This is a genomic window from Aquincola sp. J276 (assembly GCF_024700035.1).
GTDB classification, from domain to species: Bacteria; Pseudomonadota; Gammaproteobacteria; order Burkholderiales; family Burkholderiaceae_C; genus Aquincola; species Aquincola tertiaricarbonis.
Map to the genome: position 1 here is coordinate 420,423 of NZ_JAJONC010000002.1, position 23,926 is coordinate 444,348.

Here is a 23,926-nt window from a genome sequence, read left to right on the forward strand (position 1 = left end):
CCATGCAGCACACGAGCCTCGACACCGCGGTGAGCCATCGCCGCATCGTGCTGGCCGCCCGCCCGAAAGGCCGGCCGGTGGCCAGCGACTTCCGGCTGGAGACGGTGCCGGCGCCTGCGGTCGGCGAGGGCCAGGTGCTGCTGCGCACGCTGTGGCTCTCGATCGATCCGTACATGCGCAACCTGATGGACGAAGTGGGCCCCGGTTATGCGCCGCGCATCGAGATCGGCGCGCCCATCGTCGGCGGCACCGTCAGCCGCGTGGCCGCCTCGCGGCATCCGGGCTTCCAGGTGGGCGAGCTGGTGCTGGCCCAGGCCGGCTGGCAGGAGCTGGCGCTGTCCGACGGCACCGACCTGCGTCGCCTGGGCGGGATGGCCCATCCCTCGCATGCGCTGGGCGGCCTCGGCATGCCGGGCTTCACCGCCCATGTGGGCCTGCTGGACATCGGGCAGCCGACGCCGGGCGAGACCGTGGTGGTGGCCGCGGCCACCGGTGCAGTGGGCTCGGTGGTGGGCCAGATCGCCCGGCTGCGAGGGGCGCGGGTGGTGGGCGTGGCCGGCGGTGCGGCCAAGGTGCGGCATGCGCTGGAGGCGCTGGGCCTGGACGCCTGCGTCGACCGGCACGACCCGCAATTCGCGCAGCGGCTGGCGCAGGCCTGTCCGCGCGGCATCGACGTGTATTTCGAGAACGTCGGCGGCCCGGTGCTGGATGCGGTGCTGCCCTTGCTGAACGTCGGCGCCCGCGTGCCGCTGTGCGGCTTCGTCGCCCACTACAACGACGGGCCCGCGCCGGCCGGCCCGGACCTGCGGCCCTCGCTGCTGGCCACCGTGCTGCAAAAACGCGTGCGGCTGCAGGGCTTCATCATCCTGGACCACGACGGCCAGCGCTTCGAGACCTTCCAGCGCGAGATGGCGGCCTGGGTGCAGCGGGGCGAGGTGCAGCTGCACGAGGAGGTGATCGACGGCCTGCAACACGCGCCCGCAGCGCTGCAGGACCTGCTGGACGGCCGCCATATCGGCAAGGTGGTGGTGCGGGTGGGGCGGGGATGAACGTGGCGGGGGAAAAAAGGGAAGGCTAGAAAGCAGAAACGGGCCGCGAGGGCCCGTTTTGCTTGCTGTGTGGCGGAGAGAGCGGGATTCGAACCCGCGGAGGGCTGTTAACCCTCACACGCTTTCCAGGCGTGCGACTTAAACCGCTCATCCATCTCTCCGGGAAGCCCGCGATTCTAGCCGAGGTTTTTGCCGCCGATGTCGGCGCTCTTGAACAGCGCCATCGCGCTGGCGACCAGTCCGCTCACCTCGCTCAGGTTGCCGGGCACGATCATCGTGTTGTTCACCTTGGCCAGCTGGCCGAAGGCGTCCACCGCCTTTTCCGCCACCTTGAGCTGCACCGCCTCCGGGCCGCCTGGCTCGCGCAGCGCGCTGGCGATCTTGCGGATGGCCTCGGCCGTGGCATCGGCCACCGCCACGATGGCCGCGGCCTCGCCCTGGGCGCGGTTGATGTCCGCCTGCTTCTCGCCTTCGGACCGGGCGATGTTGGCTTCCCGCTCGCCGGTGGCGATGTTGATCTGCTCCTGGCGACGGCCCTCGCTGGCCGCGATCAGCGCCCGCTTCTCCCGCTCGGCGGTGATCTGCGCCTGCATCGAGCGCAGGATCTCCGCCGGCGGCGCCAGGTCCTTGATCTCGTAGCGCAGCACCTTCACGCCCCAGTTGGCCGCCGCCTCGTCCAGCGCATTGACCACGGCCGCATTGATCGCGTCGCGCTCCTCGAAGGTCTTGTCTAGCTCCATCTTGCCGATCACGCTGCGCAGCGTGGTCTGCGCCAGCTGCGTGATGGCCACGATGTAGTTGCTGCTGCCGTAGCTGGCGCGCATCGGGTCGGTGACCTGGAAGTACAGGATGCCGTCCACCGTGAGCTGCGTGTTGTCCTTGGTGATGCACACCTGGCTGGGCACGTCCAGCGGGATCTCCTTGAGCGAGTGCTTGTAGGCCACGCGGTCGACGAAGGGCACCAGGAAGTTCAGCCCCGGCGTGAGCGTGGCGTTGTACTTGCCCAGCCGCTCCACCACCCAGGCGTTCTGCTGCGGCACCACCTTGAGGGTGCGCACGACGAACACCACGGCAATGACGAGCAGGACGATCGCGATGATTTCCATGGTTGCTTTCGGCAAGGGTTCGGGAGGTATGCGCCGGTCAGCCCGGCAGGCGGTCCAGCAGCAGCAGGCTGCCCTGCACGCCGCGGATGACGTGCGGGCCGGGCAGGGCGGCGCCGCTGCCCACGTAGCGTGCGCTCCAGGTCGATCCGCGGTAGGACAGCCGCGCCTGGCCATCGGGTTGCCAGGCGGGCACCTGCACCTGCGCGCCCACGTCCAGCTGCAGCTCGGCATCGCCGGCCGCAACGGCGCGGCGCCGGCGACGCACCAGGTGCCAGACGGCCACCGCGCCGCCGCCCACCAGGGCGGCGATGGCCACCTGCAGGTTCAGGCCCAGGCCCAGGTGCGCGGCCAGGGCGCCGGCCACCGCGCCCAGCGCCATCATCAGCAGGTAGAAGGTGGTGGTGACCAGCTCCACCGCCACCAGCAGGCCGGCGATCAGCCACCAGAGGGTCGGCGCATTCCAGTCCATTGCGGCTCCTGTCGTGGGCGGGCAGTGTAGCGACACGTACACGCCCTACACTGCGCGGCTTTCCGGGGCTTGGAAGCCCATTTCGCCGCCGGCCGCCCCGGGGGCCACGAGGAGTCCTGCGCATGCTGCGTTTTCACTTTCCCATCGTCATCATCGACGAGGACTACCGGTCGGAGAACACCTCCGGCCTCGGCATCCGCGCGCTGGCCCAGGCCATCGAACGCGAGGGCTTCGAGGTGCTGGGCGTCACCAGCTACGGCGACCTGTCGTCCTTCGCGCAGCAGCAAAGCCGCGCCTCGGCCTTCATCCTGTCGATCGACGACGAGGAGTTCAAGGACGGCCCCGACCTCGATCCCGCGGTGCTGAGCCTGCGCAAGTTCATCGAGGAGATCCGCTTCAAGAACGCGGACATCCCGATCTACCTGTACGGCGAGACACGCACCTCGCAGCACATCCCGAACGACATCCTGCGCGAGCTGCACGGCTTCATCCACATGTTCGAGGACACGCCGGAGTTCGTGGCCCGCCACATCATCCGCGAGGCCAAGAGCTACCTGGACGGCCTGGCGCCGCCGTTCTTCAAGGCGCTGATGGACTATGCGCAGGACGGCTCCTATTCCTGGCACTGCCCCGGCCACTCCGGCGGCGTGGCCTTCCTGAAGAGCCCGGTGGGCCAGATGTTCCACCAATTCTTCGGCGAGAACATGCTGCGCGCCGACGTGTGCAATGCGGTGGAGGAGCTGGGCCAGCTGCTGGACCACACCGGCCCGGTGGCGCAGAGCGAGCGCAATGCGGCGCGCATCTTCAATGCCGACCACTGCTTCTTCGTGACCAACGGCACCAGCACCAGCAACAAGATGGTGTGGCACCACACGGTGGCACCGGGCGACGTGGTGGTGGTGGACCGCAACTGCCACAAGAGCATCCTGCACTCCATCATCATGACCGGCGCGGTGCCGGTGTTCCTGGCGCCCACGCGCAACCAGTACGGCATCATCGGCCCGATCCCGGAGAGCGAGTTCTCGCCCGAGGCCATCCGCGCCAAGATCGCGGCCAACCCGCTGCTCAAGGGCGTGGATCCCGATGCGGTCAAGCCGCGCATCCTCACGCTGACGCAGAGCACCTACGACGGCGTGCTCTACAACACCGAGACCATCAAGGCCAAGCTGGACGGCTGGATCGACACGATCCACTTCGACGAGGCCTGGCTGCCGCATGCGGCCTTCCACAAGTTCTACGGCGCCTACCACGCGATGGGCAAGAACCGCCCGCGCCCGAAGGAGGCGATGGTCTACGCCACCCAGAGCACGCACAAGCTGCTGGCCGGCCTCAGCCAGGCCTCGCAGGTGCTGGTGCAGGATGCGCAGAACCAGAAGCTGGACAGGCACCTCTTCAACGAGGCCTACCTGATGCACACCAGCACCTCGCCGCAGTACGCCATCATCGCCAGCTGCGACGTGGCCGCCGCGATGATGGAGCCGCCCGGCGGCACCGCGCTGGTGGAGGAGAGCCTGGCCGAGGCCATGGACTTCCGCCGCGCGATGCGCAAGGTGGAGAAGGACTATGGCCAGGACTGGTGGTTCACCGTCTGGGGCCCCGAGAAGCTGGCCGACCAGGGCATCGGCCGCCAGGAGGACTGGGTGCTGGAAGCCAATGCCACCTGGCACGGCTTCGGCAACCTGGCCACCGGCTTCAACATGCTGGACCCAATCAAGAGCACGCTGATCACCCCGGGCCTGGACATGAGCGGCAAGTTCGCGCCCACCGGCATCCCGGCCAGCATCGTGACCAAGTTCCTGGCCGAGCACGGCGTGGTGGTGGAGAAGACGGGCCTCTATTCGTTCTTCATCATGTTCACCATCGGCATCACCAAGGGCCGCTGGAACACGCTGCTGACGGCGCTGCAGCAGTTCAAGGACGACTACGACAAGAACGCGCCGCTGTGGCGCATCCTGCCGGACTTCGTGGCCGCGCATCCCACCTACGAGCGCATGGGCCTGCGCGACCTGAGCCAGTCGATCCACGAGGCCTATGCCAAGGGCGACATCGCGCGGCTGACCACCGAGATGTACCTGTCCAACCTCGACCCGGCGATGAAGCCGGCCGACGCCTATGCCCGCATCGCCCACCGCGATACCGAGCGGGTGTCGATCGACGAGCTGGAAGGCCGCATCACCACCTCGCTGCTGACGCCGTACCCGCCGGGCATCCCGCTGCTGATCCCGGGCGAGCGCTTCAACCGCAAGATCGTGGAGTACCTGAAGTTCGCCCGCGACTTCAACAAGCGCTTCCCGGGCTTCCACACCGACGTGCACGGCCTGGTGGAGCAGGACGGCGAAGCCTACGTGGACTGCGTCAAGGCGGAGTAGACCCAGGCGGGCACAACCACCAAGTGCCGGGCCTTGGGGGCCCCATCACACCACGTGTGAGATCAGCACCCCGGCAGCGGCGTTGCCGGCGGGTGCGCTGCCGGTGGGCGGCAGGCCGCCGTCGGGCTCACGGCGCACGGCCACGCCCACGGCCATCATGTCCACCACCAGCAGGTGCAGGATGCGCGAGATCATCGACAGGAAGTTCGATGCGTCCTCGCCGTGGTCCACCGGCACGCACACCGTGGCCCGCCGCGACAGCGGCGAATGGCTGGCGGTGATGGCGATGACCGCCGCGCCGCGCTCCACCGCCACCGTGGCCGCGCGCACCAGCTCCGGCGGCTGGCCCGAGCTGCTGATGAACACGGTGACATCGTGCGGCCCCAGCAGCTCGGCCGACAGCGCCTGCGTCGACAGGTCGGTGTGGGTGCTGGAAGGGATGCGGAAGCGGAACAGCTTGTGCTGCACGTCGGCGGCCACCGCGGCCGAGTTGCCCACCGCATAGATCTCCACCCGGCGTGCGGCGCGCAGCAGGCCGATGGCCCGGTCCACGGCTTCCACGTTCAGCGATTCGCGGAACTGCATGATGGCCGAGATGGTGTTGTCCAGCACCTTGGCGCACAGGTCGGGCGTGGCGTCGTGGCGGCGCACCTGGGTGCGCTGCACCGGGATGTTGCCGTTCAGGCCGGACGCCAGCTTGAGCTTGAAGTCGGCCAGGCCCTGCATGCCCAGCGAGCGGCAGAAGCGGATCACCGTGGGCTGGCTCACGTCGGCCATCTGGGCGATCACGCCCACCGGGTCGTTCAGCATGGCGCGCGGATGGGCCAGCACGAAGTCGGCCACGCGGCCTTCGGCCGGCGACAGCGTGGGCCGCGCGGCACGCACCCGGTCCAGCAGCGCATTGCCGCCATCGGGCGTGGGCAAGTGCTCGGTGAGCAGGGACGACACACCCAGGAAGGCCGGGTGCTCGGCCGTGACCACATAGGTGGGAATGCGGGCCACGTAGTCGGACAGCCGGCCCTTGCGCTCGAAGCGCTCGCGGAAGCCCGAGCGCAGGAAGGTGCCGCCCAGCCGCGGCACGATGCCGCCGCCGATGTAGATGCCGCCGGTGGCGCCCAGCATCAGGGCGACGTTGGCGGCCACCGTGCCCAGCATGCGGCAGAAGCATTCCAGCGCCTCCATGCACAGCGGGTCGGTCTCCCCCATCGCGCGGCGCACGATCTCCGCCGCCTCCAGCGCCTGCACCGCGGCGCCGGCATCGGCGGCCAGCGCGCGGTAGGTGAGTTCCAGCCCTGGCCCCGACACCAGCCGCTCGGCCGACACGTGCAGGTGCTGCTTCCAGGCGAAGGACAGCACCTTCAGCTCGCGCTCGTCGCTGGGCGAGAAGCTGGCATGGCCGCCTTCGCTGGCCAGCGTGGACCAGCGGTCGGCGCCGCTGGGCACCAGGCCGGACACGCCCAGGCCGGTGCCCGGGCCGATCAGGCCGATGACGCCCAGCTCCTGCGGCTCGCCGCCGCCCACCTGCATGCGGCCGGCCGGGCCGATGTGCGGCAGCGCCATCGCCAGCGCGGTGAAGTTGTTGACCAGCAGCAGCGTGTCCAGGCCCAACCGGCGCTGCGCGTCGCGGATGGAAAACGCCCAGTCGCGGTTGATCATGCGCACCCGGTCGCCTTCGATCGGGTTGGCGATGGCGACCGCCGCATGCCGCGGCCGCAGCGCCACCGGCACCGTGCCAATGTAGGCCTGTACCACCTCCACGAAGCCGGGATAGCTGGCGCAGGGCAGCACGCTGATGTGCTCGAAGCGGCCCGCGACCTGCTCGATGCAGAAGCGGGCATAGGTGGCGCCGATGTCGGCCAGCAGGCGCGGTGCACTGCGGAACAGTGCGGGGGCGTTGAGCTCATCGTCGCGTGGGAGCCGGCGTTGGCCGGCGTGTCTCGGTTCGGCTGCACGAAGCGCCCGGCGGTGCCGGACGGGATATCACTTGTAGCAGACATCGCGCCCGCCCCGGGCCGGCCGCATGCGCCATCATGGGGCGGGCGCACGTTCCAGCAGCACCACGCGCTGGGCGGGCAGCGCCACGCGGCCGCCTTGCACCACCAGCGCCTGGCCGCCATAGGCCTCCCACAGCCGCTCGCCCTCGCGGAACACCGACGACACGTCCAGCAGCGCGGGTGCGTCCACGCCCAGGGCCACCACCACGCGGTCGCCGCTGGCGTCGTCGATGCGGCTGAAGGCGTAGGGCGTGGCCTGCAGCTGCGCATGGCGGCCGCGGGCCAGCGCCACATGACGCTGGCGGAAGCTGCCCAGCTGCTGCCAATGCGCCAGCAGCGGCCGGTCGATGTCGGTCCAGTTCATGTCGGAGCGGGTGGCCTGCTGTTCATCGCCGCGCGGTGCCTCGCCTGGCGGGCGGGCGGTCTCGTCGCCGTAGAAGACCTGCACGCCGCCGGGCACCAGCATCAGCGCGGTGGCGGCTTCGAACAGCCGGCCGCGGTCGAACAGCGTGGTGTCGTGGGAGGAGATGTAGGCCAGGTTGCTGAAGCCGGGCCGGCCGGCGTAGGTGGCGGCATAGGCGGCGAACAGCGGCTCGGGCTGCGTGTACTGCGCGGCGCGCTGCTGGAAGTCGAAGTCCAGCAGCGCATCGAAGCCGCTGTCATGCAGCGGCGAGCGCGCCGGGCCCTGGCCCCAGTACTCGCCCACCATCCAGAACGGCGCGTCGTCGATCTTCTTGCCCGGATGGCGCGCCTTCCAGTCGGCCAGGGCGGCGGTGGCCTCGCGCTTGAGCTCGGCCCAGGCCTCGGGCTCCACATGCTTGACGGTGTCGGCGCGGAAGCCGTCGATGCCGTACTCGCGCACCCAGTCGGTCAGCCAGCGCACCAGGTAGCCGCGCACCGGCGTGCCGGGCAGGTCGACCGCGCGCGTGTCCTGCTTGCGGCGCAGCAGCTCGGGCAGCCTCACCGGCTGCGGGTTCTCGGTGCGGAAATCGGGCAGGTGGGCCAGCTGCATCGTCAGGTCGTCTCGGCCGGGGTCGGTGTAGCCGGGCAGGCCGGCGCGCACCCAGTCGCGGCCCCACCACCTGCCGAACTCGAAGCTGTTGTAGTCGAAGAAGGAGTGGTAGTTCTTCAGCGTGGCCTGCTCGCTGCCGGGCCACAGCACCTCCGGCAGCAGCTCGCGCGCGGTGGCCAGGTCGAGGTAGCCCGGGTGGTTCATCACCACGTCGAACAGGATGCGGATGCCCTGTGCATGCGCCGTGTCCACCAGCGCGCGCAGCTCGTCGGGCGTGCCCATGGCCTGGTCGAGCACGGTGTAGTCCAGCGCGTAGTAGCCGTGGTAGCCGTAGTGCTTGAAGGCGGCCTGGCCGCCCTGCGTCCAGCCGCGGATCTGCTCGTAGGGCGCGGTGATCCAGATCGCGTTGACGCCCAGCGCACGGAACCAGCCTTCGTCCAGCTTCTGCTTCAGGCCCTTCAGGTCGCCGCCATGGAAGGTGCCGGCATCGTTGCCGGGCTCGCGCTGGCGGCCGTAGGCGCCGTCGTTCGACGGATCGCCGTTGGCGAAGCGGTCGGTGATGACGAGGTAGACGATGGGGTTGTCGGCAAAGCTGCCGGGCACCGCGGCGGGCGCGGCCGGCAGGCCGGCGCAGCCGCACAGCAGCGCGGCCGCGGCCAGCGCCAGCCAGGATCGGCGCGGCATGGTCATCCCTTGAGCCCGCCCGAGGTCAGGCCGGAGACCATCCACTTCTGCGCCAGCATGAACACCACCGTGATCGGCAGGCCCGACAGGATGGCCGCCGCGGCGAAGTCGCCCCACAGGTAGCGCTGCTCGTAGAGGAACAGCCGCGAGCCCACCGCCAGCGTGAGCTGGCGCTCCTCGTTCAGCAGCACCGAGGCCACCGGGTACTCGATGATGGCGCCGATGAAGGCCAGCAGGAACACCACCATCAGGATCGGCACCGCCATCGGTAGCAGCACCAGCCGGAAGGCCTGCCACGGCGTGGCGCCGTCCACCTTGGCGGCTTCCTCGATCTCGGTCGGGATGGTGTCGAAGTAGCCCTTGATCGTCCACACGTGCAGCCCGATGCCGCCGGCATAGGCCAGCAGCAGCGACCAGTGGCTGTCGATGCCGAAGGCCGGGAAGATGCCGCCCACGCGGTCGAACACGGTGTAGATGGCCACCAGCGCCAGCACCGCCGGGAACATCTGGATCATCATCAGCGCCGACAGCGCCTGCGACTTGCCACGGAAGCGCATGCGGGCGAAGGCATAGGCCGCGGTGGTGCTCAGCAGCAGGATGATGCAGGCCGACAGCGTGGCCACCTTGACCGAGTTCCACAGCCACAGCAGCACCGGGAAGGGCGGCTGCACCACGCGGCCGTCAGGCTCGGTGTAGGGAATGCCCAGCGCCAGCTGCCAGTGCTCCAGGCTGATCTGCTCCGGTATCAGGCTGCCGCTGGCGAAGTTGCCCGGCCGCAGCGAGATCGACAGGATCATCAGGAACGGGAAGATCACCAGCGCGATCAGGCACAGCATGAACACATGCGCGGCCACCACGCGCCAGCGGTGGGACTTGTCCAGCACCATCGGCATGTCAGCTCGCCTCCTTGGTCACGCGCGCGGCGCGCAGGTTGATCCACGACAGCAGCGCCACCATCGCGAAGATCACGGTGGAGATGGCCGCAGCCAGGCCGAAGTTCTGGCCCGAATCCTCGAAGGCCATGCGGTAGGTGTACGACACCAGGATGTCGGTGGTGCCCGCCGGGATCCGGGTGTCGAGGAAGTCGGGCCGGCCGTTGGTCAGCAGGCTGATCAGCACGAAGTTGTTGAAGTTGAAGGCGAAGGCGGCGATGAGCAGCGGTGTCAGCGGCTTGAGCACCAGCGGCAGGGTGATGCGGAAGAAGTTGGTCAGCGGCCCGGCGCCGGCCACGGCCGAGGCCTCGTACAGGTCGGCCGGTATCGCCTTGATGAGGCCCATGCAGATGACCATCATGTACGGGTAGCCCAGCCAGGTGTTGACGATCAGCAGCATCGACTTGGCCAGCAGCGGGTCGGAGAACCACGCCGGCTTGATGCCGAACAGCGCATCCAGGATCAGGTTGATCTCGCCGAAGTTGTTGTTGAACAGGCCCTTGAACACCAGGATGGAGATGAAGCCCGGCACCGCGTAGGGCAGGAACAGCAGCGTCTGGTACACGGCCCGAAAGCGCAGCGCCTCCCAGGTGAGCAGCACCGCCAGCAGCATGCCCAGCGAGGCGGCGAACAGCACCGTCAGCGCCGCGAAGGTGACCGTCCAGCCGAAGATGCGCAGGAAGGGCTCGCGGAAGGCCTCGTCGGTGAAGATGCGTGCGTAATGCGCCCAGCCGATGCCCACCTGGAAGCCGGGCTGCACCGCGCTGCCGTCGGCGGCCTCGTAGAAGCCGCTGCGCATGTTGGGGGTGAGCAGGCTGCCGTCCTGCTGGTTGACCAGCCGGCCCTGCGCATCCTGTCTATACAGGTGGGTCACCGGGCCGAAGCTGCGCAGGCCGGTGCTGCGCAGCTCGCTGCCGTCGGGCATCTGCACCGTCAGCGCCTTCAGCGCCGGCTGCAGGCGGATCACGTCCTTCAACGGCAGGGCCTCGCCCGCCGGCTCGCCGCTCGCGGGCACGGCCTTGGCCTTGGCGGGCGTGTCCCGGTCCAGCGGCAGCGGGCCCGTCTCGTACGCCGTGCCAGCCTCCTCGTCCTGCAGCCGCAGGCGGTAGCCGCCGCCCTCGGCCCGCAGGCTGGATTGCAGGCTGCGGCCCTCGCCGGCATAGGTCTCGTCGAGGAAGTAGCGGGTGGCGCGCTCGAAGGTGAGCAGGTGCCGCGAGCTGGCGTTGCTGAAGCTCATCGACACCGTGTACAGGATCGGGAACACCACGAAGATGACCACCGCTGCCACGCCCGGGAACAGGTAGCGCCAGGCATACAGCCGCTGCGAGCCGTACACCCAGCCGGCCAGCGCCAGCGTGGCCAGCAGCGCGCCGGCCAGAAGGGTTTCGCCGGCCAGGTACACGGCGGTGAGGATGTACAGCGCCCCCAGCGCCAGCAGCAGCCCCAGCGCAGGGCCCAGCCAGCGCAGCCGGCGTCGCGATCGGGCATCGGGCAGCCCCGGCAGGGCGACCGCGGCGGTATTCGGGTTCAGGGGCATGCGGTGCAGCGCCGGCGGCGGCTTACTTGGCGGTGATGCGCTTGGCGGCGGCGTCCAGCGCGGCCTTGGGCGTCTGCCGGCCCTCGGTCACGTTCTGCAGCGCCGATTGCATCGACGACCAGAAGCGGCCCATCTCCGGGTTGTTGGGCATGGGCGAGCCGTCCTGCGCGCTGGCCATGGTGGCCTGGATGTTGGGGTTGGACTTGAGCTGGTCGTAGAAGGCCTTGGAGGCCGGCACGCCCAGCGGCACGTCGTCGTCGATCATCTTCAGGCCGGCCGGCGTGAGCATGAAGTTCTCGATGAACTCCACCGCCACCTCGCGGTTGGGCGAAGCCTTGGAGATCATCGCGCCCAGCACGCCCACGTAGGGCGTGGCCTTGGCGCCGCCCACCGCCGGGATCTTGGCCACGCCGAAGTTGATCTTCGACTTGCGCAGGTTGTCCCACGACCACGGGCCGTTGATCATCATTGCCACCTTGCCCTGGTTGACGCCCGACTCCATGTCGGCATAGGCCGCGCCCTTGGGCATCACGCCGTCCTTGACCATCTGCGCCAGCAGCTCGGCGCCCTTGAGCGCGCCGGCATTGGCCACGCCGGTGTCGGTGGCGTCATAGCTGCCATCGCCCTTGGCCTTGAAGGCATAGCCGCCGCCCGCGCCCAGCAGCGGCCAGGTGAAGTAGGTGTTGGTGTAGTCCCAGAGGATGGCCTTCTTGCCCTGCGCGGCCAGCTTCTTGTCCAGCGCGATCACTTCCTCGAAGGTCTTGGGCGGCGTGGGCACCAGGTCCTTGTTGTAGACCAGGGCCACCGCCTCGATCGACACTGGATAGCCCCAGGTCTTGCCACCCACGGTGAAGGCCTTCCAGCCCAGCGGGTCGATGTCGGCCTGCACCTTCTTCGAAGGCGTGACCGGCTGCAGCAGGCCGGCGCCCAGCCATTCGCCCACGCGGTCGTGCGGCCAGATCCAGATGTCCGGGCCCTTGCCGGCGGCCGCGGCCTGCTGGAACTTGTTGGGCGCGTCCTCGGGATGCTCCACCACCACCGGCACGCCGGTCTTCCTGGTGAATTCCTCGCCCACCTTGGCCAGGCCGTTGTAGCCCTTGTCGCCGTTGATCCAGATCAGCAGCTTGCCCTGCTCGGCGGCCTGGGCGATGCCCGCGGTGCCGCCCAGCGTGAGGGCGGCAGCGGCCGCGATGAGGCGGATGCGTTGGCGTTGGATGGTCATGTCTGTCTCCTTCGTGGGGGTGGGATGGAAGCTGCGCCTCGGTCAGGCGCGGGGCAGGGCGATGCCGTTGCCGTCGAACAGGTGGGCCCGCGGCGGCGGCACCGTCAGCCAGGCGGTGTCGCCGGCGGCCAGGGGTTGTCGGGGTCGGCGCGCACCACCACCGGCTGCAGGGCGCCGGGCACGTCGACGTAGAGGTAGGTGCTGTCGCCCAGGTGCTCGGCGGCCTGCACCCTGCCATGCAGCGCATTGGCCGCGGCGGCGGTGCCGGCGGCCGGCGCCGCATCGGCGCCCAGGTGCTCGGGCCGCACGCCCAGCGTCACCGGGCTGTCGGCGGCCAGCCGGGTGGCATCGGCGGCCACCGCCAGCAGGGTGCCGTCGGGCAGGCGCACGCGGGCGCCGGCCGCATCGGCGCTGGCCAGCGTGCCTTCGACGAAGTTCATCTTCGGCGAGCCGATGAAGCCCGCGACGAACAGGTTGGCCGGGCGGTGGTACAGGTCCATCGGCCGGCCCACCTGCTCGATGCGGCCGGCGTTGAAGACCACGATGCGGTGGGCCAGCGTCATCGCCTCGACCTGGTCATGGGTCACGTAGATCATGGTGGTGCGCAGCTCGCGGTGCAGGCGCGCCAGCTCCACCCGCATCTGCACCCGCAGCGCCGCATCCAGGTTGGACAGCGGCTCGTCGAACAGGAACACGCCCGGCTTGCGCACGATGGCGCGGCCGATGGCCACGCGCTGCCGCTGGCCGCCCGACAAGGCCTTGGGCTTGCGCTGCAGCAGGTGCTCGATCTGCAGGATCTGCGCGGCGCGGGCCACCGCCTCGTCCTGCTGCTGGCGGTTGAAGCCGGCCAGCCGCAGGCCGAAGCCCATGTTGTCCGCCACCGTCATGTGGGGATACAGCGCATAGCTCTGGAACACCATCGCGATGCCGCGGCGTGCGGGCGGCACCTCGTTCACCCGCTCGCCGCCGATGTAGAGCTCGCCGGCGGTGATGTCCTCCAGCCCGGCGATGCAGCGCAGCAGCGTGGACTTGCCGCAGCCCGAAGGCCCGACGAAGACGGTGAACTCGCCATCGGGTATGTCGAGGTCGATGCCGTGCAGCGTCTGCACATCGCCGTACGACTTGCGCAGGCCCTTGAGTTGAAGGTTCGCCATCGGAAATGAGCCCGTCAGTCCAGCGGTGTCTCGAAGCAGGCGCCCCAGGCCGGCACGTGGAACACCGTGCCTTCGCGGTGGCCGGTCTGCGCCGGGCCGAAGCCATGGCCGGTGAGCGCCCTGCCCGCGGGCGCCTCGGCCAGCGCCAGCTGCACCGGCTCGCGGCCGAGGTTGAAGACGGCCAGCACGCGCTGGCTGCCGTCGGTCGAGCGGCGCTCGATGGCCAGCACCGGCTCCGGCGCGGGCAGGAAGCGCATCTCGCCGTCCAGCAGCGCGGGCTGCTGCCTGCGCCAGGCCAGGAAGCGGCGGCTGAAGTTCAGCACCGAGTCCGGGTCGTCGTTGTTCAGGTCCACCGCCAGCGCGCTGTGTTCAGCCGGCACCGGCAGCCAGGGCGCGTGCGCCGGCACGCGGCTGAAGCCGGCATCGGGCAGCGAGTGCACCCACGGCATGGGCGTGCGGCAGCCGTCGCGGCCCTTGAACTCGGGCCAGAAGGCCAGGCCATAGGGGTCGCGCAGGCGCTCGTAGGCCACGTCGGCCTCGGGCAGGCCCAGCTCGTCGCCCTGGTACCAGCAGGCGCTGCCGCGCAGGCTCAGCAGCACCGCCATTGCCAGCTTGTTGTAGTGCGGCGGTGCATCGGGGCCGCCCCAGCGGCTGCGCACCCGCATCACGTCGTGGTTGCCGACCGACCAGCAGGGCCAGCCGTCGGTCAGCGCCTGTTCCAGTTCGTCCACCTGGCCGCGGATGTAGCCGGCGCTGCTGTCGGTGGTCAGCAGGTTGAAGCCGTAGGCCATGTGCAGCTTGTCGCCGCCCGAGGTGTAGGCCGCCATGGTGGCCAGGGTGTTGTCGCAGCCCACCTCGCCCAGGCTGGCAGCGCCGTACTCGTCGAGCAGCGCACGCAGCTTGCGCAGGAAGTCCAGGTTCTCCGGCTGCGTCTTGTCATGCAGGTGGCGCTGCATGCCATAAGGATTGCTGGCCTGCACCGACTTGGTGTCCCGCACCTCGGCCGGCGGGTTGTCGCGCAGCTGCCGGTCGTGGAAGTGGAAGTTGCAGGCGTCGAAGCGGAAGCCGTCGACGCCGCGGTCCAGCCAGAAGCGCACGTCGTCCAGCAGCTGCCGTTGCACCGCCTCGCAGTGGAAATTGAGGTCGGGCTGGCTGATGAGGAAGTTGTGCAGGTAGTACTGGCGCCGCCGGGCCTCCCACTGCCAGGCCGAGCCGCCGAACACGCTCAGCCAGTTGTTGGGCGGCGTGCCGTCCGGCCGGGGGTCGGCCCACACGTACCAGTCAGCCTTGTCGTTGTGCCGGCTGGCGCGGCTTTCGCGAAACCAGGCCGATTCGTCCGAGGTGTGCGACAGCACCTGGTCGATCACCACCTTCAGGCCCAGCGCATGGGCCTGCTCCACCAGGCGGTCGAAATCGGCCAGGGTGCCGAACATCGGATCGACATCCCGGTAGTCGCTGATGTCGTAGCCGAAGTCCTTCATCGGCGAGCGGAAGAACGGCGAGATCCAGATCGCGTCCACGCCCAGGTCGGCGATGTACGAGAGTCGGTCGATGATCCCGGGCAGGTCGCCCACGCCGTCGCCGTCGTGGTCCGCGAAGCTGCGCGGGTACACCTGGTAGATGACGCCGCCGCGCCACCAGGGGCGCTGCGCGCCGGATGAAGGCTGTTGGCTCATCGGCGGATCACCACCAGGCTTCGGCCTGGATGCCGTACGTCACGCCGTTGTTCTTGTTGCCGAACACGCCGTTGGTGCCGGCGCCGTTGGCGGCGTCGTTCCACTTGGCATAGGTGACGAAGGCACGGAACACCGGACGCGACCAGAAGCCCGGCGCCAGCGCCACCTGCGGCGCGATGGTCAGCTTGGTCAGGTGCGCGGTGTCCTGGCCGTCGGTCTTCACGCGGTCATAGCCCAGCTCGGCGGCGATGCTGAAGAAGTTGTTGATCTGGTACTGCGGGCGGATGCCGGCGGTGAACCAGGTGGTCTTGGCCGCGTCGTCCAGCTTCACGCGCTGGTAGCCGGCAGTGGCCATGGCCGACCAGGGCGAGCCGTTGGGCGCGAAGTACAGCTGGTCCACCACGCGCCAGCTGGAGCCGCGCACATCGTCGGTGGCGTCGCGGTAGTTGTTGACGTCGGCACCGCCCGCACCGGCGTCCTTGCCCAGCACCAGGGCCAGCTTGTTGTAGCCGGCGCCGAAGATGCCGGTCTGCTTGTGCTCGCTGAACAGCAGCCAGCCGCTGCCCTCGCCACGCTCGGCGCGGCCGGCGCTGGTGCCGCGCATGGCCACCAGTTCGAATTCCAGCGTGCCGCCGGGGTTGGTCACGATGTCGTACGCGCGGGCCGAGAAGCGGCTGGTGTTCAGGCCGTTGATGGTGTCGGTCACCAGCGTGTCGTCGCCCTTGCTGTGGTACGAGAAGGCCAGCTTGGCCGCGCCGATGTTGATGTCCTCGATGCCGCCGCCCAGGCCGCTGTTGTTCCAGTAGTAGTAGTCGTTGATGTGGACGTCATGGCGGTTGTAGTACCGCTTGCCGATCCAGATGCTGGCCTTCTCCAGTGCGCCGGGGCCGAAGAAGCCGCCCGCCTCGAAGTAGTTCTGCCGGCTGGCGATGTCGAACTTGTCGCCCTTGGAGCTTTCGTAGTCGGCGCCGGCGTTGTTCTCCACCAGGGCCAGCATCAGGTTGTACTTGGCCCAGGTGCCGTCGCTCTTGCCGAAGGGCATGACGAACTGGCTCTCGGCGTAGGTCTCGCACTCGTTGCCCAGCCGGTACTTGGCGCCGGCGCCCGGCAGGCCGAAGCACACCTGCTTGCCGCCTTCGGTGGAGCCGCCGGTGCCGGTGCGGGCGTAGCCCTTGAACTCCAGGCCCTGGGCCGTGGCCGGGCTCACCACGCCAGCGGCGGCCACGGTGGCCGCGGCGGCGGCGATCAACTTCAAACGGGTCTTCATCAGTCTCTCCTCTGTTGTACGGAAGGTGGAGGGGAGCGCCTCGGAGGCGCCGGCAAAAACGTCTGGCACGGCGGCTCCGCCCGACGGAAACCGTTCGGTGGGCCTGTAGCTTGACTACATGCGGAAGGACTCCGCAGCGACTGAAGGCACTTTACGTAGCGAAACTACATCCGCCCATCCGGGAATTCCTGGCGGCGTTACAAGCCGATTACCGGGGAATACCCGGTTTTTCAGGGCTACAGCTGGGCGCTACGCTTCGCGCGCACGAGGCCAGATGTAGCTTGACTACTGGCCGTGTAGTGAGGTGTAGTTGTGTACTTTGAAAACATCGCGACAGTCAGGAGACATGCAGATGCACCGTCCGATCGCCCGCGGCACCGCCGCTTTCGCCTGCACCGCGGCCCTGCTGGCCGCCACCGGCCCCGCGCAGGCCGGCGTGTTCGACACCTTGTTCGGCCGCTCGACGGCCGCCGCTTCGGAGCAAGCGGCCCCGAGTTCCAAGCCGGGACGGCGCCACTGGCAGCTGGCGGAGTTCACCGAGCTGCGGCTGGAGCCGCGCGAAACCTCGGCGGCGCTGAACGAGCATCCGCAGGTGATTCCGGCCGCGGTGCTGCGTCAATGGATGCAGGGCGTGGTGCTGCAGCGCGGCACCCAGCGTGAGCCGCTGTTCGGCACGGACGAGCTGGCCTCGCTGCCGGCGGTGATCGCCGATGCCCTGGCCGTCGCCAGCCCGCAGGACGACCTGCTGCTGCTTAGCACCTCGCGCCGCGACGGTGGCCTGCTGGGCACGCCCTACGGCATCACCGCGCGCCTGTTCGTGCAGGGCGGGGCGCTGCAGTTGCTGGTGCAGGAGGCGCGGCTGGACTTCTACAACCAGTACCGGGGCGCGCGCATCCTGCCGGAGTTCCGCTTCGGCAGCCGGGGCGCGGCCGGGGCGGTGAAGGTGTCCAGCCCGGAGGCCACCGGCGTGCGTGCGGACTGGCTGGCCTTTGCGCTGGGCACGCCGGCGGCTGTGGCCGCACCGGCGCCGGCCGGGGTGACACCGGCCGCTGCGGCCGCGGCGGTGTCGCCGGCCGCCGCCCCGGTCGCGCCGGCAGGCGCTGCCGCCGCCGCCCCGCGCCCGGCGGTGCAGCCGGTGCCCGTCTCACGCGACGCACGCTTCTACGAGGAACAGGAGCAGCGCCTGCGCAGCCTGAAGCGCCTGCGCGACCAGAACCTGCTGACCGAAGAGGAATACCAGGCCAAGCGCAAGGAGATCCTGCAGGCGCTGTGAGCCGCCGCGCCGCCCCATGAAAAAGGCGCCCCGCGGGGCGCCTGGTCGCCGGCGTGGGCCGCCGTCAGGCCGCCGGCGTCTCCGCCAGCCCGCCCATCACGCGGCTGAAGCCGCAGTCCACATAGGTGATCTCGCCGGTGACGCCGGCGGCCAGGTCGGACAGCAGGAAGGCCGCGACGTTGCCCACGTCGTCGATCGTCACGTTGCGGCGCAGCGGCGCGTTCTGCTCCACCACGTCCAGCATCTTGCCGAAGCCCTTGATGCCCGAGGCCGCCAGCGTCTTGATCGGCCCGGCCGAGATGCCGTTCACGCGCCAGCCCCTGGGCCCCAGGCCGGCGGCCAGGTAGCGCACGCTGGCTTCCAGCGAAGCCTTCGCCAGGCCCATCGTGTTGTAGTTGGGCACGGCGCGCTCGGCGCCGAGGTAGCTCAGCGTCAGCAGCGCGGCATTCGGGCGCAGCTGGCCGGCGGCGGCCTTGGCCATCGCGGGGAAGCTGTAGGAGGAGATGTCGTGCGCGATGCGAAAGGCTTCGCGGCTCAGCCCTTCGAGGAAATCGCCGGCGATCGCCTCGCGCGGCGCGAAGCCGATGGCATGCACCAGGCCGTCGAAACCTTCGGGCCAGGCGCTGCGCAGGTCGGCGAACAGCTTGTCGATCTGCTCGTCGCTGCCGACGTCGCAATCGAAGGTGAGGGTGGAGCCGAAATGGCTCGCGAATTCGGTGATCCGGTCCTTGAAACGCTCGCCGACGTAGCTGAATGCCAGTTCTGCCCCTTCGCGGTGACAGGCCCGGGCGATCCCGTAGGCGATGGAACGGTTGGACAGCACGCCCGTGATCAGCAGCCGCTTGCCGGCGAGAAAACCCATGGTGTCTCCGTAGCTCAGGTCAGGAAAGGGCCGTGATTCTGGCATGGCCTTACCGGCCGACGGATTCACCTCTTGGCGGCAGCGTGGTTGCCGCAGTACAATCCGCATTTCCCTGGAAACACCGTGTGCTCCCAACCGGGCGGATTCTGTTCCTGCCCTTTTTTTTGCTCGAACGCTTTCTTAGATGACTTGGCAGTCTGCCGTCGAACGTACCGTCACTGGGCTGGGTTACGACCTGGTCGACCTCGAACGCACGGGGGGTGGGTTGCTGCGCGTCACCATCGACCGCGTGGCGGGCCACGCCTACCCCGAGGGGCTGGGTGCATCCGAGTTCGTGACGGTGGAGGATTGTGAGGCTGTCACGCGGCAGTTGCAGTATCTGCTGGAAGTCGAGAACGTCGAATACGCACGATTGGAAGTTTCGTCGCCGGGGCTCGATCGGCCTTTGAAAAAATCGGCCGACTATGAGCGGTTTGCCGGCGAGGCGATCGACATCACGTTGAAACTGCCTTTCCAGGGGCGCAAAAAGTATCGCGGCATCCTGATGTCGCGTGACGGTGGGTGGCGCTTGCTGCTGGACGACAACGCGGGTGCGCCGGTGCGCGCCGGCGCCAAGACTGGCGGCAAGTCGAGCAAGGCGAAGGCTGCGGCCGGTGCCGCCGGGGCGGACACGCAGCCGGCGCTCGACTTCACGCTCGATGAGGTGCGCGAAGCGCGGCTCGTTCCCGTCGTCAATTTCAAAGGTCGTCCGGCTGCTCCTGTGCAGCCCGAGGTGCATGGAGGTCCAGAAGAATGAACCGCGAACTGTTGATGCTGGTGGATGCGATTTCACGCGAGAAGAGCGTGGAGCGCGACGTCGTGTTCGGCGCCGTCGAAGCGGCCCTGGCCTCCGCCACCAAGAAGCTGCATGGCGGCGAAGTGGACATCCGCGTTCAGATCGACCGCGACACCGGCGAATACGAGACCTTCCGCCGCTGGCACGTGGTGCCGGATGAAGCCGGCCTGCAGATCCCTGACGCCGAGATCCTGTTCTTCGAAGCGAAGGAGCAGATCGGCGACATCGAGGTCGACGACCACATCGAGGAGCCGATCGAGTCGGTGCCCATCGGCCGCATCGGCGCGCAGGCCGCCAAGCAGGTCATCCTGCAGAAGATCCGCGACGCCGAGCGTGAGCAGCTGCTGAACGACTTCCTCGCCCGTGGCGAGAAGATCTTCGTCGGCACCGTCAAGCGGCTGGACAAGGGCGACATCATCGTGGAGAGCGGCCGCGTCGAAGGCCGCCTGAAGCGCAGCGAGATGATCCCGAAGGAAAACCTGCGCACCGGCGACCGCGTGCGGGCTTATATCGCAGGGGTTGATCCCACGGTGCGTGGCCCCCAGATCATGCTGTCGCGCAGCGCGCCCGGTTTCATGATCGAGCTGTTCGCCCAGGAAGTGCCGGAGATCGAGCAGGGCCTGCTCGAGATCAAGAGCTGCGCCCGCGATCCGGGCTCGCGCGCCAAGATCGCCGTGGTGTCGCACGACAAGCGCGTGGACCCGATCGGCACCTGCGTCGGCGTGCGGGGCTCGCGCGTTAACGCGGTGACCAACGAGCTGGCCGGCGAGCGCGTGGACATCGTGCTGTGGTCGGAGGACCCGGCGCAGTTCGTCATCGGCGCGCTGGCCCCGGCCAACGTGCAGTCGATCGTGGTGAACGAGGAGCCGCATGCGATGGACGTGGTGGTCGACGAGGAGAACCTCGCGATCTCCATCGGCCGCGGCGGCCAGAACGTGCGCCTGGCGTCGGAGCTCACCGGCTGGCGCATCAACATCATGACCGCCGAGGAATCGCAGGCCAAGCAGGCTGCCGAGAGCGACGTGATCCGCAAGCTCTTCGTCGAGAAGCTCGACGTCGACGAGGAAGTGGCGGAGATCCTGATCGCCGAAGGCTTCACCAGCCTGGAAGAAGTGGCGTACGTGCCCATGCAGGAGATGCTCGAGATCGAGAGCTTCGACGAGGACACCGTCACCGAGCTGCGCACCCGCGCCAAGGACGCCCTGCTGACGATGGAGATTGCCCGCGAGGAGAGTGTCGAGGAGGTGTCGCAGGATCTGCGCGACCTCGATGGCCTCAATTCCGAGCTGATCGCCAAGTTGTCGGACGCCGGCGTCCACACCCGCGACGACCTGGCCGACCTGGCCGTCGACGAGCTCACCGACATGACCGGCATGGATGCCGACCAGGCGAAGGCGCTGATCATGAAGGCGCGTGAACACTGGTTCACCGCCTGACACCTCACGGACATCGATTGATCGCCCAACGCCAGTACGCCACCCGCGCCCCCGTTTTCCAAGGATCTTCACAATGGCAGTGACCACCGTCGCCCAATTTGCCGCCGAGCTGAACCGCCCGGCCGCGACGCTGCTCGAGCAGCTGCAGTCCGCCGGGGTGCGCAAAGTCTCCACCGACGATCAGCTCACCGACGCCGACAAGGAACGCCTGCTCGGCTTCCTGCGGACCAGCCACGGCAACACCGGCGGCGACCGCAAGAAGATCACGCTGACGCGCAAGAGCACCAGCGAGATCAAGCAGGCCGATTCCACCGGCAAGGCCCGCACCATCCAGGTGGAAGTGCGCAAGAAGCGCACCTTCATCAAGCGTGACGACGCGCCGGCCGGCGAAGAGGCAGGTGCACCCGCGCCGGTCGACGAGGCGCTGGAACTGCAGCGCCGCGAGGAAGAAGCCCAGCAGCAGGCCGAGCAGCTCCGCCGCCAGGAAGAAGAGCTGGCCGAGAAGCGTCGCCAGCGCGAGGAGCAGGAGCGCGCCGAGCGCGAAGCCGCAGAGGCCCGTGCCCGCGAAGCCGCCGAGAAGGCCGCTGCCGAAGCTGCGGCCGCCAAGGCCGCCGCCGAAGCCGCCGCCGCAGCCGCCAAGGCACCGAGCCCGGCGCCTGCGCCGGCATCGGCGCCCGCCGCCGCTGCGCCCGCACCGGCTGCCGCCGCGCCTGCCAAGCCCGCCGCGCCGGCGGAAGCCCCCAAGCCTGGCCTGCGCGTGGTCAAGGCCGCCGACACCGACGCCGCGGAGAAGCAGCGCATGCTCGACCTGGAGAAGCGGCGCCGTGCCGCCGAAGCCGAAGCCGCGGCCATCCGCGCCATGATGAATGCGCCCAAGAAGGTGCTCATCGCGAAGAAGCCGGAAGAGCCGCCGAAGCCGGCGGTGTCGGCCGAGAACGCCATCAAGGGCACTATCCACAAGCCGGCCGCCAAGCCGGGCGCGCCTGCGCCCGCCGGTGCCGGTGCGCCGGGCGCCAAGCCGGGCGAGAAGAAGTCGGTCAAGTCCGAGAAGCTCTCGTCCAGCTGGGCCGACGACGCCAAGAAGCGCAGCGCCGCGGCCAAGGGCCGCACCGACGGGCCGGCCGCCGGCCGCCCGGGCTGGCGCGCGCCGCGTGGCCGTGGTGGCCGCGACCGCAACGACGGCGGTGGCTCGCATTTCCAGCCGCCGGCGGAGTTCGTGCAGCAAGAGGTGCACGTGCCCGAGACCATCAGCGTGGCCGACCTGGCGCACAAGATGTCGGTCAAGGCCGCCGAGGTGATCAAGCAGCTGATGAAGCTGGGCCAGATGGTCACGATCAACCAGCAGCTGGACCAGGAAACGGCCATGATCCTCGTCGAGGAAATGGGCCACAAGGCGCTGGCCGCCAAGCTGGACGACCCGGAAGCCTTCCTCGAGGAAGAGCACGCCACGGTCGACACCGAGCTGCTGCCGCGCGCCCCGGTGGTCACCGTCATGGGCCACGTGGACCACGGCAAGACCTCGCTGCTGGACTACATCCGCCGCAGCCGTGTGGCCGCAGGCGAAGCGGGTGGCATCACGCAGCACATCGGTGCGTATCACGTCGAGACGCCGCGCGGCATGATCACCTTCCTGGACACCCCGGGCCACGCGGCGTTCACCGCGATGCGTGCCCGTGGCGCCAAGGCCACCGACATCGTCATCCTGGTGGTGGCGGCCGACGACGGCGTGATGCCGCAGACGAAGGAAGCCATCCACCACGCGAAGGCGGCCGGCGTGCCGCTGGTGGTGGCGGTCAACAAGATCGACAAGCCCGATGCCAACCTCGAGCGCGTGAAGAGCGAGCTGGTGGCCGAGCAGGTGGTACCGGAAGAATTCGGTGGCGAATCGCCGTTCGTGCCGGTGTCGGCCAAGACCGGCCAGGGCATCGACGACCTGCTGGAGCAGGTGCTGCTGCAGGCCGAGGTGCTGGAGCTGACCGCTTCCAAGGAAGCGCCGGCCAAGGGCATCGTGATCGAGGCGCAGCTGGACAAGGGCCGCGGCCCGGTGGCCACGGTGCTGGTGCAGTCGGGCACGCTCAAGCGTGGCGACGTGGTGCTGGCCGGCTCCAGCTATGGCCGCGTGCGCGCCATGCTGGACGAGGACGGCAAGCCGACCAACGAGGCCGGCCCGTCGATCCCGGTCGAGATCCAGGGCCTGACCGAAGTGCCGCAGGCCGGCGACGACTTCATGGTGCTGTCCGACGAACGTCGTGCACGTGAGATCGCCACCTTCCGCCAGGGTCGCTACCGCGACGTGAAGCTGAACAAGCAGCAGGCCGCCAAGCTGGAGAACATGTTCGAGAACATGGGCGAAGGCCAGGCGCAGACGCTGGCGCTGATCGTCAAGGCGGACGTGCAGGGCTCGCAGGAAGCGCTGTCGCAATCGCTGCAGAAGCTCAGCACCGCCGAAGTCAAGGTGCAGATCGTGCACGCGGCGGTGGGCGGCATCAGCGAGAACGACGTCAACCTGGCCATCGCGTCGAAGGCGGTCATCGTGGGCTTCAACGTGCGTGCCGATGCGGGCGCCCGCAAGCTGGCCGAGAACAACGGCGTCGACCTGCGCTACTACAACATCATCTACGACGCGGTCGACGAGATGAAGGCGGCGATGACCGGCATGCTGGCGCCGGAACAACGCGAGGAAGTCATCGGCACGGCCGAGATCCGCACGGTGTTCGTGGCGTCCAAGATCGGTACGGTCGCGGGCTGCATGATCACCGCGGGCGTGGTGCGCCGTGACGCGCGCTTCCGCCTGCTGCGCGACAACGTGGTGATCTACACCGGCGAGGTCGATTCGGTGAAGCGGATGAAGGACGACGTGCGCGAGGTCAAGGAAGGCTTCGAGTGCGGCGTGAAGCTGAAGAACTACAACGACATCGCCGAGGGCGACCAGCTCGAATTCTTCGAGATCAAGGAAGTGGCGCGTACGCTGTAACAACGGCGGGCTTCTTCACCCGAACCCCGCCGTCCGCAAGGTGGCGGGGTTCGTGCTTGTAGGGCCGCAAGGACA

At 69.0% G+C, this 23,926-nt stretch carries 16 protein-coding genes, 1 tRNA gene and 1 pseudogene; 6 read left to right on the forward strand and 12 right to left on the reverse strand.

The features are described 5' to 3' along the window. The first annotated feature begins 2 nt into the window (after positions 1 to 2). Entirely contained in the window at positions 3 to 1,049 is a 1,047-nt protein-coding gene (locus tag LRS14_RS19785; protein ID WP_257800767.1) for an NADP-dependent oxidoreductase, read from the forward strand. Between the two features lie 70 nt (positions 1,050 to 1,119). Here LRS14_RS19785 and LRS14_RS19790 read toward each other — a convergent pair. The 3 genes from LRS14_RS19790 to LRS14_RS19800 form a co-directional block, all read right to left on the reverse strand. Then, positions 1,120 to 1,210: transfer RNA gene (locus LRS14_RS19790), tRNA-Ser, on the reverse strand. Positions 1,211 to 1,225: 15 nt separating this feature from the next. Beyond that, entirely contained in the window at positions 1,226 to 2,155 is a 930-nt protein-coding gene (locus tag LRS14_RS19795) for an SPFH domain-containing protein (protein WP_257800768.1), read from the reverse strand. A gap of 37 nt (positions 2,156 to 2,192) precedes the next feature. Further along, positions 2,193 to 2,624, reverse strand: coding sequence for an NfeD family protein (locus tag LRS14_RS19800; RefSeq protein WP_257800769.1), 432 nt, complete (start codon positions 2,622 to 2,624; stop codon positions 2,193 to 2,195). A 122-nt stretch (positions 2,625 to 2,746) separates the two neighbouring features. Here LRS14_RS19800 and LRS14_RS19805 point away from each other — a divergent pair, with 122 nt between their 5' ends. Beyond that, positions 2,747 to 4,993 carry an arginine/lysine/ornithine decarboxylase gene (locus tag LRS14_RS19805; protein WP_046114464.1) on the forward strand — a complete coding sequence of 749 codons (2,247 nt, stop codon included), beginning with the start codon at positions 2,747 to 2,749 and terminating at the stop codon, positions 4,991 to 4,993. Between the two features lie 45 nt (positions 4,994 to 5,038). Here LRS14_RS19805 and glk read toward each other — a convergent pair whose 3' ends face one another. The 8 genes and pseudogenes from glk to LRS14_RS19845 all read right to left on the reverse strand — a co-directional run bounded on the left by glk (position 5,039) and on the right by LRS14_RS19845 (position 16,471). Beyond that, positions 5,039 to 6,877 (reverse strand): glucokinase, encoded by a 1,839-nt coding sequence (gene glk, locus LRS14_RS19810; protein ID WP_310740902.1) that lies wholly within the window; start codon positions 6,875 to 6,877, stop codon positions 5,039 to 5,041. Between the two features lie 144 nt (positions 6,878 to 7,021). Next, positions 7,022 to 8,683: an alpha-amylase family glycosyl hydrolase gene (locus tag LRS14_RS19815; protein WP_257800770.1), complete on the reverse strand. Its 1,662-nt coding sequence runs from the start codon at positions 8,681 to 8,683 to the stop codon at positions 7,022 to 7,024. Positions 8,684 to 8,685: 2 nt separating this feature from the next. Further along, on the reverse strand, positions 8,686 to 9,576 hold the full coding sequence (malG, locus tag LRS14_RS19820) for a maltose ABC transporter permease MalG (protein ID WP_257800771.1): 891 nt from the start codon (positions 9,574 to 9,576) through the stop codon (positions 8,686 to 8,688). 1 nt (position 9,577) lies between these two features. Continuing rightward, positions 9,578 to 11,152, reverse strand: a complete 1,575-nt coding sequence (gene malF, locus LRS14_RS19825; RefSeq protein ID WP_257800772.1) for a maltose ABC transporter permease MalF — start codon at positions 11,150 to 11,152, stop codon at positions 9,578 to 9,580. A 22-nt stretch (positions 11,153 to 11,174) separates the two neighbouring features. Next, positions 11,175 to 12,374 carry a maltose/maltodextrin ABC transporter substrate-binding protein MalE gene (malE, locus tag LRS14_RS19830; protein WP_257800773.1) on the reverse strand — a complete coding sequence of 400 codons (1,200 nt, stop codon included), beginning with the start codon at positions 12,372 to 12,374 and terminating at the stop codon, positions 11,175 to 11,177. 42 nt (positions 12,375 to 12,416) lie between these two features. Next, a pseudogene (locus tag LRS14_RS19835) lies at positions 12,417 to 13,528 on the reverse strand (ABC transporter ATP-binding protein). Positions 13,529 to 13,542: 14 nt separating this feature from the next. Then, the gene (locus tag LRS14_RS19840) at positions 13,543 to 15,204 is read right to left on the reverse strand and encodes an alpha-glucosidase (protein ID WP_257800775.1); all 1,662 of its coding nucleotides are present in this window, start codon (positions 15,202 to 15,204) and stop codon (positions 13,543 to 13,545) included. Between the two features lie 7 nt (positions 15,205 to 15,211). Next, positions 15,212 to 16,471: a carbohydrate porin gene (locus LRS14_RS19845; RefSeq protein ID WP_257800776.1), complete on the reverse strand. Its 1,260-nt coding sequence runs from the start codon at positions 16,469 to 16,471 to the stop codon at positions 15,212 to 15,214. A gap of 352 nt (positions 16,472 to 16,823) precedes the next feature. On the opposite strand from LRS14_RS19845, the gene LRS14_RS19850 reads away from it, so the two are divergent. Beyond that, the gene (locus tag LRS14_RS19850) at positions 16,824 to 17,744 is read left to right on the forward strand and encodes an SHOCT domain-containing protein (protein WP_257800777.1); all 921 of its coding nucleotides are present in this window, start codon (positions 16,824 to 16,826) and stop codon (positions 17,742 to 17,744) included. 64 nt (positions 17,745 to 17,808) lie between these two features. On the opposite strand, the gene fabI is transcribed toward LRS14_RS19850, so the two are convergent. Continuing rightward, entirely contained in the window at positions 17,809 to 18,606 is a 798-nt protein-coding gene (fabI, locus tag LRS14_RS19855; RefSeq protein ID WP_257800778.1) for an enoyl-ACP reductase FabI, read from the reverse strand. Positions 18,607 to 18,790: 184 nt separating this feature from the next. On the opposite strand from fabI, the gene rimP reads away from it, so the two are divergent. From rimP to infB, 3 genes are all read left to right on the forward strand, one after another. Then, a complete protein-coding gene (gene rimP, locus LRS14_RS19860; RefSeq protein WP_257800779.1) occupies positions 18,791 to 19,402 on the forward strand; it encodes a ribosome maturation factor RimP in 612 nt (203 codons plus the stop codon). After that, positions 19,399 to 20,877 (forward strand): transcription termination factor NusA, encoded by a 1,479-nt coding sequence (gene nusA / locus LRS14_RS19865; protein WP_046114453.1) that lies wholly within the window; start codon positions 19,399 to 19,401, stop codon positions 20,875 to 20,877. The genes rimP and nusA overlap by 4 nt, the downstream gene beginning before the upstream one ends. A gap of 73 nt (positions 20,878 to 20,950) precedes the next feature. Beyond that, a complete protein-coding gene (infB, locus tag LRS14_RS19870; RefSeq protein WP_046114452.1) occupies positions 20,951 to 23,851 on the forward strand; it encodes a translation initiation factor IF-2 in 2,901 nt (966 codons plus the stop codon). Positions 23,852 to 23,926: the final 75 nt, after the last annotated feature.

Bases quoted from the DNA above. Each gene is read 5' to 3' on its own strand.
- LRS14_RS19785 (WP_257800767.1), top strand. From the start codon at position 3: ATGCAGCACACGAGCCTCGACACCGCGGTGAGCCATCGCCGCATCGTG.
- LRS14_RS19795 (WP_257800768.1), bottom strand. From the start codon at position 2,155: ATGGAAATCATCGCGATCGTCCTGCTCGTCATTGCCGTGGTGTTCGTC.
- LRS14_RS19800 (WP_257800769.1), bottom strand. From the start codon at position 2,624: ATGGACTGGAATGCGCCGACCCTCTGGTGGCTGATCGCCGGCCTGCTG.
- LRS14_RS19805 (WP_046114464.1), top strand. From the start codon at position 2,747: ATGCTGCGTTTTCACTTTCCCATCGTCATCATCGACGAGGACTACCGG.
- LRS14_RS19815 (WP_257800770.1), bottom strand. From the start codon at position 8,683: ATGCCGCGCCGATCCTGGCTGGCGCTGGCCGCGGCCGCGCTGCTGTGC.
- malG (WP_257800771.1), bottom strand. From the start codon at position 9,576: ATGCCGATGGTGCTGGACAAGTCCCACCGCTGGCGCGTGGTGGCCGCG.
- malF (WP_257800772.1), bottom strand. From the start codon at position 11,152: ATGCCCCTGAACCCGAATACCGCCGCGGTCGCCCTGCCGGGGCTGCCC.
- malE (WP_257800773.1), bottom strand. From the start codon at position 12,374: ATGACCATCCAACGCCAACGCATCCGCCTCATCGCGGCCGCTGCCGCC.
- LRS14_RS19840 (WP_257800775.1), bottom strand. From the start codon at position 15,204: ATGAGCCAACAGCCTTCATCCGGCGCGCAGCGCCCCTGGTGGCGCGGC.
- LRS14_RS19845 (WP_257800776.1), bottom strand. From the start codon at position 16,471: ATGAAGACCCGTTTGAAGTTGATCGCCGCCGCCGCGGCCACCGTGGCC.
- LRS14_RS19850 (WP_257800777.1), top strand. From the start codon at position 16,824: ATGCACCGTCCGATCGCCCGCGGCACCGCCGCTTTCGCCTGCACCGCG.
- fabI (WP_257800778.1), bottom strand. From the start codon at position 18,606: ATGGGTTTTCTCGCCGGCAAGCGGCTGCTGATCACGGGCGTGCTGTCC.
- rimP (WP_257800779.1), top strand. From the start codon at position 18,791: ATGACTTGGCAGTCTGCCGTCGAACGTACCGTCACTGGGCTGGGTTAC.
- nusA (WP_046114453.1), top strand. From the start codon at position 19,399: ATGAACCGCGAACTGTTGATGCTGGTGGATGCGATTTCACGCGAGAAG.
- infB (WP_046114452.1), top strand. From the start codon at position 20,951: ATGGCAGTGACCACCGTCGCCCAATTTGCCGCCGAGCTGAACCGCCCG.